The following is an 11,876-nucleotide window of genomic DNA, read 5'->3' as shown; positions in this document are numbered from 1 at the left end:
GTTCCGCCGTAGAATTCGGCCATGGCGACAGAAATCAGAATCAAGAAATCGGGTTGGGCAATCTGGCTGAGAAGCCGTTTGTTGGCGGACAATTTGCCTGCCACCCTCTGCGCGGCGGCGCTGATGGGACTGCTGGGGGCGCTGGCCACCGTGGTCTTCCGGGAAATGTTGGCCTGGACGCAGATGTTGCTGGGCGGCGGGGACGCTCCCCATGGCATGGTGTCCCTGGCGCGGGGACTGAGCCCCTGGCAACGCTTCCTGATGCCTGCGATCGGCGGCGCTCTTGCCGGCGCCATCCTGCAAATGGCAGCCAGATGGCTGCCCAAACGCGGCGCGGCGGACTATATGGAGGCGATTTCCATCGGCCGCGGGGTCATAGGCTTTCGCCAGACGGTTGCGCGCAGCCTGTCGTCGATTTTTTCGATCGGTTCCGGCGCCTCCATTGGCCGCGAAGGTCCCATGGTGCAGTTGGCGGCGATGTTGTCATCCCTGACGGGACGGTATCTGGTATTGCCGCCCAGGCATTTGCGCTTGCTGGTAGCTTGCGGCGCCACTGCGGGGATCACGTCGGCCTATAACGCGCCGATCGCGGGCGCCTTGTTCATTTCCGAGATCGTCTATGGCGCGATTGCGTCGGCTACGCTGGTGCCGCTGGTCGTATCGTCGGTCGTGGCAAACATAGTGACGCGCCAGATCCTGCATTACGACGCGGTTTTCCATATGCCGCCCTTCACTCTCGTGTCGGGCTGGGAAGTCATCAACTATCTGGGATTGGGCGTGATCGCCGGTCTGGCGGCGCCCCAATTCCTGCGATTCCTGGACATGGCACGAGCTGGGTTCGGCCGCGTGCCCGCGCCGCTGTGGGTTCGCATGGCATTAGGCGGCCTGATAGTCGGGGCCTTGTCGGTAGTGAATCCCGAGGTCTGGGGCAATGGCTATAGCGTGGTCAACAGCATGTTGCACACGCAGTGGGCCTGGCAGGCGGTGGCGGCCATTCTGCTTTTGAAAACGCTGGCCACGGCGGCCAGCGTCGGTTCGGGTGCGGTGGGCGGCGTCTTCACGCCCACGCTGTTCGTGGGGGCGGCGTTGGGCGCCTTGTACGGAACCGGCCTGCAAGCCTTGTTTCCAGCCGGGGACCTGTCTGCGGTATCCAGCTATGCAGTGGTGGGCATGGGGGCCTTGCTGGCTGCTACCACCTATGCGCCCTTGATGTCCATTCTGATGATTTTCGAGATGACGCTCAGCTATGAGGTCATGCTGCCGCTGATGTTGGCCTGCATCACGGGCTACGTGATTGCGCATCGCATACGGCCGGATTCGGTGTACGCGAAATCATTGGCCAGCAATCGGCGAGCTCAACGCGTCGTTTCAAGGGGCCGCGAAGAGTGATCGATCTTCAATAATGCGAGCAAATATTCGTATTGAATCTGAAGCGGAAAAGCCCTTAAATAAGGGCTTTTTTCATAAATACGCGTTTCAATCCTATTTCTTCGGCGCGATGGGTTTCCACATACCCATGTCGCGTGTAGATAGCGATGTTCTCGATCATTTTCTCTTGGGTGTACAGACGAATGTAGTCATAGCCCATCCGGCGCGCCACGTTTTCGGCGAACTGCATCAGGTCGCGGCCATAGCCTTTGCCCTGAGCTTGCGGCGCCACCGCTATGTTGTCCAGCAGCAGGCAATCGTCTTCGCGAATCAGGACCAGGACGCCGTGCACAGCATCCTGTGCCTGCAGCACATGGACCGTGCCCTGCGCGACGCGGGCGGAATAATCATCCCGCATCGGCCCGGGTATCGCCCCGATGCGGGCGACATAGTGTCCGTAGGCTTGCGCGACGATCCGCTCGATGTCGGGTAGGTCGTCGGAGGTGGCGAGGCGTATGTCGGGGCGCATGCGGAATCCAGGATAGTGCGATGCCAGGCGTGGGCAGGGCTTCCGGAAATATAGGCCGTCCGGACGCTTCAGGATTGTTGTGCGAATTAGTTATAAAATTTATAACTAATAATTCGCGTGTATACCCCGAAGATAGTGTGGGATCCCCGAAGAAAGTAGAGGAGTGATTCTGCAAAGGAGCGTCAATGGCATCTAATAGGTCTTTCCCGGCCGATGGTGCGCCCGACAACTTGTGGAACGAGTATGCAAGGTTCCACGAGGCTTGCTCAGGCGTGCTGGACCGGATCGAGCAGCACAGGGATGGCGGCATCGCCTTGTCGGAAAGCGAGTTGTTGGAGTTGAGAACCATGGTGCTCAACCTCAATGCATTCGGCCGGGTGTTGCACGGCAAAAGAGCACGGGAGATGCGTCAGTTGGCCGAGCGCGCCGAACGCGTGCTGGGCAAGGCCGAAGTGCTGCCTGGCGCCCAGATCAATGAAGAGCGCGAGTCCGAGGATAACCCTGCCGCGGTGACGGGCTGAGCCCGCGCGCAGGACCTTGCATTGTCATGTGGGCCGCCGGGGCAGCAGCGAGCGCCCCATGGCCCCGATCATCTTGAGCGTGTACAACACGAACAAGGATCCCGTAATGTCTCCGGTCAGCATCGCGATGAAACCGTCCGCGAGCGCAGCCCTTTCTCCCTGCAGAAAGAACCAGAGATGGTGAATCGCCGTATTCATCAACGCATACGCAACGGCGCAGACCAACAGGCGCCAGGCGGTGAGATTGCCCAGGTCCGGCTGCAGCCGTAACGCCGACCTGGCCCAGCGGTAAGCCAGATAGGGAGCGGCGGCGGCCATGATGCCGCCCGCGATCGAGCGGAGGACGTCGTCGGGAAAATAGTAGAAAAAGCAGGCCATCCAGGATCCTGCCAACAGGCCCAGGGCTGCCGGCAATCCAAATAGCAACGTGCATATCAGGCGCACACCCGCTGGCAGATAGATCCAATTGATGCCGCGCACGAACTCAAGGTTGGTGAAAACCCATTCATTGACTGCCAGACTGCCCAGAAACAGCGCCATCGTCACCAGAGCCCATTTACCCTGATCTAGAATGTTCTCCATACCTCGAATTCCGCCGCTTATCGGTCGCTGCGTCCATTATCCATGAAAGAAAAAAAGAGACCTGCCGATATTTACCTGCGCTTCCTGCGCTTGGCTGACGCGCTGCGCGGCCTGCCTTCGTTGCCGTCGCTCGATCCCACGGAAGAACGCATACTCACGCTGATCGCGCGCGCATCGCAGGAGGAACGCCGCTTGTCCGTGCGCGACGTGATGGCGGTGGATAGCATAGGTTCGCCCGCGACCTTGCATGCGCGTTTGAAATCCATGCGTGAGAAAGGCTGGGTACTGCTCGTCGATACCGAGGATGCGCGTCGCAAGCAGGTTGAATTGAGCCAGGCCGCGCTGTCGCACTTCGACCGCTTGTCCGAATGCCTGGTGGAAGCGGCGCGCAGGCACTGAATGTCAGGACCGCGGCTGCCGCGCTGCAACATCCGCAGCGCGGCCTATTTGCCGATGCAGAAGCTCGAAAAGATCTCGCCCAGCAGATCGTCGCTGGTGAATTTTCCCGTGATGCTGGACAGGCTGTCATGCGCCAGCCGCAGTTCTTCCGCAAACAGGTCCAGCACCCTGTCATCCTGCTCCGCGTGCGCGCCGGCCAACTCCAGATGCTCCGCAGCGTCCTGCAGTGCATGCAGATGCCGCTCGCGCGCCAGCCACGGAGATTCGCCCCCGGGATTCCAGCCGGCAATGCGCAGCAACTCCGCGCGCAACGCGTCCAGACCCGCGCCGCGCTTGGCCGAGATGCCAAGTTCCTGAGGGCCGGCAGCAAAGGGTGTGGATAACAGGTCCACCTTGTTGAAAACCTTGAGCACCGGCGTGCGCGGCGGCAGGCGCGCGGTGATCTGGGCGTCCAGCTCGTCGCCGGGCTGCGTGGCATCCTGCAGATGCAGGATGACGTCGGCGCGCTCGATCTCCTGCCAGGTGCGCGCAATGCCTATGCTTTCCACTGTGTCCTCGGTTTCCCTGAGACCGGCCGTGTCGACGATGTGCAGCGGCACGCCGTCGATGTGGATCTCCTGCACCACCTTGTCGCGGGTCGTGCCCGCGATCGGGGTGACGATGGCGATGTCGTCGCCCGCCAGCGCGTTGAGCAGGCTGGACTTGCCCACGTTGGGTTGGCCGGCCAGCACCACGTGCAGGCCTTCGCGCAGGATCACGCCCTGGCGCGCCTGCGCGATGAGTTTGGCAAGGTCGGCAGTCAGGGCTTCCAGGGTGGGGCGGGCCTGGTACTTCTCCAGGAAGTCGATTTCTTCTTCGGGGAAATCCAGGGTCGCCTCGACCAGCATGCGCAAATGGATGATGCGGTCCGACAGGTCGTTCACACGGGCGGAGAAGTCGCCCGATAGAGACGCCATGGCGCCGCGCGCGGCGGCCACCGACGAGGCCTCGATCAAATCGGCTACGGCTTCCGCCTGAGCCAGGTCCATGCGGTCATTGAGAAAGGCGCGGCGCGTGAATTCGCCGGGTTCGGCCAGCCGGATACCCAGGTCGCGGCCGGCGGTCAGGCAGCTATCCAGCACGCGGCGCAATACGGCGGGGCCGCCATGCCCTTGCAGTTCGAGCACGTCTTCGCCGGTATAGGAATGCGGCGCTCGGAAGTAGATGGCAATGCCTTCGTCGAGCAATTCACCGGCGTCGGATTTGAACGGCAGGTAGTGCGCATGGCGCGGCGTGAGGTCGCGCTGGAACAGGCGGCGCATGAGTTCGGACAAGTCCGCGCCGGAGATGCGAACGACGCCGATACCGCCTCTTCCGGGGGCGGTTGCGATGGCGGCGATGGGGGCGTAGGCGGACATATTTCGGGCAAGGCGAGGCGAGAACAATAAGGGAATATAACTGTTGCGCCGTCCCTTGTTTGCTGGTTAATGTGGCCCGGAGGTTCAAAACCCGAAACAATCCAGGGAGATCACAATGGCATCTCGGTTTTCGCGTGTCTTGGCCTGCGGCTCAGCCGCGGTGATATTGGCCTTCGGCACATTCAGTTCGGCTATGGCCCGCGATCTGGTGATCGCCTTGAAAACCGAACCATCCTCGATGGATCCGCAGTATCACGCGCTCACGCCCAATACGCAGATCTCCCAGACCATCTTCGATACGCTGGTTGCCACCGACGCGCAACTCAAGCCGCAACCCGCGCTGGCCGAGTCCTGGACCGTGGACGGCAAGGTGTGGACCTTCAAGCTGCGCCCCAACGTGAAGTTCTCCGATGGTACGCCGTTCACCGCGGAAGACGTGGTCTTCACTTATGCGCGCGTGCCCAAGGTGCCCAATAGTCCTTCACCATTCACGCTGTACCTGGGTTCGGTCGAGAAGACCGAGGCAGTCGATGCCAGCACGGTACGCATCACCACCAAGGAGGTGGCGCCGAACCTGCTGGTCAACTTGGCGCAGTTGCCCATCATGTCCAAGAAGGCGGCGTCCGGCCCGGCTGCGGAAGGCAAGACGACCACCGAACTCAATAGCGGCGACGGCCTGATCGGTACCGGTCCCTACAAGTTCGTGTCGTGGAAGCGCGGCGCCGAATTCGTGCTGGCGCGCAACGACAATTATTGGGGCAAGAAGCCCGAATGGGATCGCGTGGTCTACCGTCCCATCAGCAACGCCGCTGCGCGCGTGGCCGCCCTGCTTGCCGGCGACGTCGACATGATCGAGGATCCCCCGACCGATGACCTGCCCAAGCTGAAGGGCGACAAGAAGCTGTATGTAGAGGAAACGCCGTCGGTGCGGGTCGTGTACTTGGCGCTGGACCAGTTCGCCGAGCCCTCGCCGGGCATACAGGGCACCGAGAAGAACCCGATGAAGGACAAGCGCGTGCGCGAGGCGCTGTCGCTGGCCATCAATCGCGATGCGTTGGTCGAGCGCGTGATGGGCGGCGTGGCATTGCCTGCGGGCAATCTGCTGCCCTACCCCATGTTCGGTTCCAGCAAGGAGCATTCCAAGGCGCCCAAGGCCGATGTGGAAAAGGCCAAGGCGCTGCTGAAGGAAGCGGGCTATCCCAATGGCTTCTCCATCACCTTGGGTTCGCCATCGGGACGCTATGTCAACGATTCGAAGGTGGCGCAAGCGATCGCGTCAATGTGGACCCGCATCGGCGTGAAGACCAGCGTGGATGCGATGGCGCCCCCGGTGTTCTTCAAGAACCGCGACAGCTATGCGTTCTCGGCCTATCTGGCGGGCTGGTCCGTGACCAGCGGCGAGATGTCCAACGCGCTGACTTCGCTGCTGGTGACGCGCAACCCGGAAGCGGGCCTGGGCACCACCAACCGCAGCCGCTATTCGAATCCCAAGATGGACGCGCTGGTGAAGGAAGCCTCGTCCACCATGGATGACGCCAAGCGTGCGGACCTGTTGTCCAAGGCCAGCAACATCGCCATGGACGACTACGCCATGCTGCCCGTGCATTTTGAACTGTCGGTATGGGCGATGAAGAGCGACATCCGCTATCAGGGCCGTCCCGACCAGGTCACGCTCGCCCAGTTTGCAACGCTGAAGAAGTAAGGCGCTAGTGCTTGCAACAATCGTAAGAAGGCTGCTGCAGACCATCGTCGTCATGCTCGTCATGTCGGCTTTGGTCTTCGCCGGCATCTACATGGTGGGCGATCCGGTGTCGATGCTGGCGAGCCCCGAGGCCACCGAGGCGCAGCGCGCCGCGGTGCGCGCATCGCTGGGCCTGGACCTGCCGCTCTGGCGGCAGTACCTGATCTTCATGGGCCAGGCGGTGCGCGGCGATTTCGGCAATAGCTTCCTGACGGGCGAACCGGCCATGCGGCTGATCCTGGAGCGCATGCCGGCCACCGTGGAACTGGCCTGTGTGGCCATGTTGCTGTCGGTGCTGATCGGCGTACCGCTCGGCATCCTGGCGGGCTTGAAGCCCAAGGCGGTCGGTTCGCGCGCCATCATGACGGGCTCGGTGCTGGGCTTTTCGCTGCCCAACTTCTGGGTCGGCCTGATGCTCATCATGGTGTTCGCGGTGATCCTGGGCTGGGTGCCGGCAGGCGGGCGCGGCCAGACCGTCAGCATCGGCTCATTGCAGCTTAGCGTGTTGACCTTCGACGGTTGGCTGAGCCTGGCGCTGCCAGCAGCCACGATAGCAATCGCCAAGTGCGCGATGATCATCCGCGTGACGCGGGCGGCCACGCGCGAAGCCTTGCCGATGGACTACATCAAGTTCGCGCGCGCCAAGGGTTTGTCTGAAAAACGCGTGCTGGGCGTGCATCTGCTCAAGAACATCCTGATCCCGGTGGTGACGGTGGCGGGTCTTGAGTTCGGCCAAGTGATGGCGTTTGCGGTCGTGACCGAGACGGTATTTTCCTGGCCGGGCATGGGCAAGCTGCTGATCGATTCCATCATCAACCTGGATCGTCCGGTGGTAGTGGCGTATCTGCTCTTGATCGTGTTCTTCCTGGTCATGTTGAATCTGGTGGTGGACATCATCTACACGGTGCTGGACCCCCGCGTACGCTTGGATAACCGTCGATGAACACACCCTCCACTGCCGCCGCGCCGCCGGTCCAGGCCAAGGAGCAAACGCCCTGGCGCCGTTTCCTGTCGGATTTCTTCGCCAGCAAACTGGCTACGCTGGGCCTGATCATGCTGGTCCTGATCGTGGGCGCCGCGTTGCTTGCGCCGTGGATCGCGCCGCAGAATCCCTATGACCTGGCGACGCTGGACATCATGGATTCCAAGCTCAAGCCGGGTAGCGAAAGCGGCGACGGCAGCATGCGCTATTGGTTGGGCACCGACGGCCTGGCGCGCGACTTGTTTTCGGCGATTCTGTACGGCATGCGCACCAGCCTGCTGGTGGCCAGCGTGTCGGTGCTGGCGGCCTTCGGCATCGGCGCCACGGTGGGCCTGGTGGCGGCCTATTTCGGCGGCCGCATCGACGCCTTGCTGATGCGGGTTGTGGATATCCAGTTGTCGTTCCCCGCCATCCTGGTGGCGCTGATGCTGCTGGCGATCCTGGGCAAGGGTGTGGATAAGGTGATCATCGCGTTGATCGTGGTGCAGTGGGCATATTTCGCGCGCGCGGCGCGCGGCGCGGCATTGGTCGAACGAGGCAAGGAATACGTGGAGGCGGCGCGCTGCATGTCGTTGTCCTGGGGGCGCGTGCTGTTCCGCCACGTGCTGCCGAACTGTATGCCGCCCTTGATCGTGATCGCCACCATCGATCTGGCGCACGCCATCGCGCTCGAAGCCACGCTGTCGTTCCTGGGCGTGGGCGTGCCGGTGACGGAACCGTCGCTGGGCATGCTGATCTACAACGGCTTCGAATACCTGCTTTCCGGCCAGTACTGGATTTCTTTTTTCCCGGGCATTGCGCTGGCGCTGGCCATCGTCGCCATCAACCTGGTGGGCGACCATCTGCGCGATGTGCTCAATCCGCGCCACGCGAATTGAGGGGGCGCGATGCAGACACCTGTGGAAAAGTCCTTGTCGGCGCCCACGCCCATCCTTGAGGTGCATGGCCTGAAGACGCATTTCTTCACGCGCAACGGTGTGGTGAAGGCGGTGGATGGCGTGGACCTGAGGTTGGCCGAAGGCGAGATCCTGGGGCTGGTAGGCGAATCGGGATCGGGCAAGAGCATCACCGGCTTCTCGCTGATGGGGCTGCTGGATGAACCGGGCCGCGTCGTCGACGGCGACTTGCGGTTCAACGGCGAAGACCTGCGCAGTGCAACGCCCGCGCGCTGGCGTGCGATCAGGGGCCGGGAAATCGCGATGATCTTCCAGGATCCGATGATGACCCTGAACCCGGTGCTGCGCGTAGATACGCAGATGATCGAGGCGGTGCAGGCGCATGGCAAGGTATCGCGCGAACAGGCGCGCCAGCGCGCCTTGCAGACGCTGGCCATGGTGGGCATTCCGTCACCCGAGCAACGGCTGCGAACCTATCCGCACCAGCTGTCAGGCGGCATGCGGCAGCGCGTGGCAATCGCGATCGCGCTGTTGAATTCACCGCGCATGATCATCGCCGACGAGCCCACCACCGCGCTCGACGTGACCATACAAGGCCAGATTCTGTTCGAAGTGCAGAAGCTGTGCCGCGAGACCGGCACGGCGCTCATCTGGATCACGCATGATCTTGCCGTGGTGGCGGGCCTGGCGGATCGCGTCGCGGTCATGTATGCGGGCCGTGTGGTGGAAACCGGCACCACGCAGGCCGTCATCAGCCATCCCATGCATCCCTACACGCATGGCCTGATTGCTTCCATTCCCACGCCCGAATCCCGCGGCAAGCCGCTGGTTCCGATTCCGGGCATGACGCCGTCGCTGCTCAACCTGCCGCAAGGCTGTGCGTTCCGCGGTCGCTGTCCGCGTGCCACGGACGCCTGTCTGGTCGAACCGCGGCCTGTTGAAGTCCGCCCGGCGCAATGGGTGCGTTGCTGGCATGCCGGAGAACCAGACATCAAATGAGCGCAGCAGAACGCGATCCCGCGGTTCCCATCCTGTCGCTGCGCGAGGTTGAGCTGCGCTTTGTACAACCCGTGGACCTGGCAGGCCGCATCGCCAACCTGTTGGGCGCTGGCTTGAAGACGCAGGTCGTGCATGCGGTGGCTGGTGTCGACCTGGATGTGCGGCAGGGCGAAGTGATAGGCATCGTGGGTGAGTCCGGCTGCGGAAAATCCACGCTGGGCCGCATCGTGTCCGGCATCCTGCCGCCGACCTCGGGCGAGGTCAGCTACAAGGGCCGGGCGGTTAAGGCCATGGCAGGGCCGGAGCGGCGCGCCTACGAGCTGGGCGTGCAAATGATTTTCCAGGATCCCTATGCCTCGCTGAATCCGCGCATGCGGGTGCGCGAGATCATCGGTGAGGCGCCCGTGGCGCATGGCCTGGTTCGCGCGCGCGACAAGGCCGAGTACGTGGCCGGGCTGATGCGCCAAGTGGGGCTGGATCCGGCTTTTGCACAACGTTATCCCCATCAATTCTCCGGCGGCCAGAGGCAGCGGGTAGGAATTGCGCGAGCCCTGGCGCTCAAGCCCTCGGTCATCGTCTGCGACGAGGCGGTCGCGGCGCTGGACGTGTCGATCCAGGCCCAGGTGCTTAATCTGTTCGAACAGTTGCGCGCGGACCTGGACCTGACCTATCTTTTCATCAGCCACAACCTCAGCGTGGTCAGCCACATATCGGACCGGGTGGCCATCATGTACCTGGGCCGCGTGGTGGAGCTGGCGCCAACCGATACGGTCTTCCAGCGCGCCAACCATCCGTACACGCAGGCCTTGCTGAAGGAATTGCCGACGCTGCAGCCGGGACGGCGCACGTACCAGCCCATCAAGGGTGAACTGCCGTCGCCGCTGGATCCGCCGGCGGGCTGCGCGTTCCACCCGCGCTGTCCGCATGCCATGGCGCGTTGCAAGGCGGAGCGGCCGCTGTTGCGGGAAATTGCGCCGGGGCAGTTCAGCGCCTGCCATCTGAACGATACGTAAACCCTACTCTTACGCTTTATCCACAGCCATGAAAACCATAGACGAAATCGAACGCGCCCACGGCGACCTTACCGCCTTGCGACGGGATATCCACGCCCATCCTGAACTCGCCTTCCAGGAGACGCGCACTTCCGCGCTGGTGGCCGAGCGTTTGCGCGGCTGGGGCCTGGAAGTCCACACCGGGCTGGGGAAAACCGGTGTGGTGGGCGTATTGCGCGGTGGCAGCGGCAAGAAGACCATAGGCCTGCGCGCCGACATGGATGCGCTGCCCATGCCGGAGCACAACCGCTTCGCGCACAAGTCCACCATCAGCGGACGCATGCACGGCTGTGGCCATGACGGGCACACGACGATGTTGCTGGGGGCGGCGCAGTACTTGTCCACACATCGCGACTTCGACGGCACGGTGGTGTTCATATTCCAGCCGGCCGAGGAAGGCGGCAACGCCGGTGCGCGCGCCATGATGCAGGACGGCCTGTTCGAGAAATTCCCCTGCGACGCGGTGTTCGGCATCCACAACATGCCTGGCATGCCGGTCAACCAGTTCGGGTTCCGTGCAGGACCAACCATGGCCTCCAGCAACCGCTGGGACATCGTCATCAAGGGCGTGGGCGGCCATGCGGCGCAGCCGCATGCTTCGGTGGACCCCATCATCGTCGCGGCCGACATGGTGCACGCCCTGCAGACGGTCATCTCGCGCAGCAAGAATCCGCTGGATCAGGCCGTGCTGTCGATCACGCAGATCCATGCGGGCGATGCCTACAACGTGATTCCCGGCGAAGCTGTGCTGCGCGGCACGGTGCGCACTTATTCGGTGGAGACCCTGGACAAGATCGAGGCGGACATGCGGCGCATTGCGACCACCTTGCCGCAGGTGTACGGCGGTACGGGCGAACTGGATTTCGTGCGCGCGTATCCGCCGCTGGTCAACTGGGAAAAGGAAACCGCCTTCGCCGCCCAGGTCGCCGAAGACGCGTTCGGTGCTGAAAATGTGCAACGCGAGATGCCGCCCTTCATGGGCGCGGAGGACTTCTCCTTCTTCCTGGAAGCGGTGCCGGGGACCTACCTGTTCCTGGGCAATGGCGACGGCGACCACCGCATGGAAAGCTATCACGGCATGGGGCCGTGCCAGCTGCACAACCCGAATTACGACTTCAACGACGCCCTGCTGCCGGTGGGCGCGACTTATTGGGTGAAACTGGTGCAGGCGTTCATGCCGAAGTCCTGATCCTCCCAAGTCCTTGATTTAAAAGGCGCAGACTCTCAAGAGTCTGCGCTTTTTTCATGGCGAGGCACAAGTTGTGCACAGGCTATCCACCTGCTATTCACCGCCTATCCACCGGGATATCCCCCGACAATCCACCGCTTTTCCCTGGCTTGCCACCAGGCTTATCCAAAGACTTATCCACAAGCTTCGCCGCGCGATACACCGGTGAAATTCTTCTGTTC

Annotated in this window: 12 protein-coding genes; 9 read left to right on the top strand and 3 right to left on the bottom strand. The window is 62.7% G+C overall.

The features are described from left to right. Nucleotides 1-21: 21 nt before the first annotated feature. A complete protein-coding gene (locus tag WBB14_RS01675) occupies nucleotides 22-1,389 on the top strand; it encodes a ClcB-like voltage-gated chloride channel protein (protein ID WP_424238292.1) in 1,368 nt (455 codons plus the stop codon). A gap of 55 nt (nucleotides 1,390-1,444) precedes the next feature. On the opposite strand, the gene WBB14_RS01670 is transcribed toward WBB14_RS01675, so the two are convergent. Further along, on the bottom strand, nucleotides 1,445-1,897 hold the full coding sequence (locus tag WBB14_RS01670; protein ID WP_424238291.1) for a GNAT family N-acetyltransferase: 453 nt from the start codon (nucleotides 1,895-1,897) through the stop codon (nucleotides 1,445-1,447). A gap of 185 nt (nucleotides 1,898-2,082) precedes the next feature. Between WBB14_RS01670 and WBB14_RS01665 the strand changes: the two genes are divergently transcribed. Next, nucleotides 2,083-2,418: a hypothetical protein gene (locus WBB14_RS01665; protein ID WP_424238290.1), complete on the top strand. Its 336-nt coding sequence runs from the start codon at nucleotides 2,083-2,085 to the stop codon at nucleotides 2,416-2,418. 24 nt (nucleotides 2,419-2,442) lie between these two features. Here the strand turns inward: WBB14_RS01665 and WBB14_RS01660 are convergent, their stop codons facing one another. Continuing rightward, nucleotides 2,443-3,000 (bottom strand): hypothetical protein, encoded by a 558-nt coding sequence (locus tag WBB14_RS01660; protein WP_424238289.1) that lies wholly within the window; start codon nucleotides 2,998-3,000, stop codon nucleotides 2,443-2,445. Nucleotides 3,001-3,042: 42 nt separating this feature from the next. Between WBB14_RS01660 and WBB14_RS01655 the strand changes: the two genes are divergently transcribed. Next, nucleotides 3,043-3,399 carry a winged helix-turn-helix domain-containing protein gene (locus WBB14_RS01655; protein WP_424238288.1) on the top strand — a complete coding sequence of 119 codons (357 nt, stop codon included), beginning with the start codon at nucleotides 3,043-3,045 and terminating at the stop codon, nucleotides 3,397-3,399. Between the two features lie 44 nt (nucleotides 3,400-3,443). Here WBB14_RS01655 and mnmE read toward each other — a convergent pair whose 3' ends face one another. Continuing rightward, complete coding sequence (gene mnmE / locus WBB14_RS01650; protein WP_424238287.1) at nucleotides 3,444-4,796, bottom strand: tRNA uridine-5-carboxymethylaminomethyl(34) synthesis GTPase MnmE; 1,353 nt, start codon at nucleotides 4,794-4,796, stop codon at nucleotides 3,444-3,446. A 115-nt stretch (nucleotides 4,797-4,911) separates the two neighbouring features. On the opposite strand from mnmE, the gene WBB14_RS01645 reads away from it, so the two are divergent. Genes WBB14_RS01645 through WBB14_RS01620 form a run of 6 tightly spaced genes read left to right on the top strand, consistent with a single transcriptional unit; the run spans nucleotide 4,912 to nucleotide 11,655 of the window. Then, the gene (locus WBB14_RS01645) at nucleotides 4,912-6,498 is read left to right on the top strand and encodes an ABC transporter substrate-binding protein (protein ID WP_424238286.1); all 1,587 of its coding nucleotides are present in this window, start codon (nucleotides 4,912-4,914) and stop codon (nucleotides 6,496-6,498) included. Between the two features lie 7 nt (nucleotides 6,499-6,505). Next, nucleotides 6,506-7,480 (top strand): ABC transporter permease, encoded by a 975-nt coding sequence (locus WBB14_RS01640; protein WP_424238285.1) that lies wholly within the window; start codon nucleotides 6,506-6,508, stop codon nucleotides 7,478-7,480. Further along, nucleotides 7,477-8,397 carry an ABC transporter permease gene (locus WBB14_RS01635; RefSeq protein WP_424238284.1) on the top strand — a complete coding sequence of 307 codons (921 nt, stop codon included), beginning with the start codon at nucleotides 7,477-7,479 and terminating at the stop codon, nucleotides 8,395-8,397. Before WBB14_RS01640 ends, WBB14_RS01635 begins: the two co-directional genes overlap by 4 nt. A gap of 9 nt (nucleotides 8,398-8,406) precedes the next feature. Then, nucleotides 8,407-9,414 (top strand): ABC transporter ATP-binding protein, encoded by a 1,008-nt coding sequence (locus WBB14_RS01630; RefSeq protein ID WP_424238283.1) that lies wholly within the window; start codon nucleotides 8,407-8,409, stop codon nucleotides 9,412-9,414. Further along, nucleotides 9,411-10,427 (top strand): ABC transporter ATP-binding protein, encoded by a 1,017-nt coding sequence (locus WBB14_RS01625; protein ID WP_424238282.1) that lies wholly within the window; start codon nucleotides 9,411-9,413, stop codon nucleotides 10,425-10,427. Before WBB14_RS01630 ends, WBB14_RS01625 begins: the two co-directional genes overlap by 4 nt. Nucleotides 10,428-10,455: 28 nt before the next feature. Further along, a complete protein-coding gene (locus WBB14_RS01620; protein WP_424238281.1) occupies nucleotides 10,456-11,655 on the top strand; it encodes a M20 aminoacylase family protein in 1,200 nt (399 codons plus the stop codon). Nucleotides 11,656-11,876: the final 221 nt, after the last annotated feature.

The sequence above is a fragment of the Achromobacter sp. genome (assembly GCF_049647645.1).
In the GTDB taxonomy this organism is placed as follows: Bacteria; Pseudomonadota; Gammaproteobacteria; order Burkholderiales; family Burkholderiaceae_B; genus Achromobacter.
Note: the sequence above shows the minus strand (reverse complement) of the source record. Positions and strands in the feature narration are given on the sequence as shown.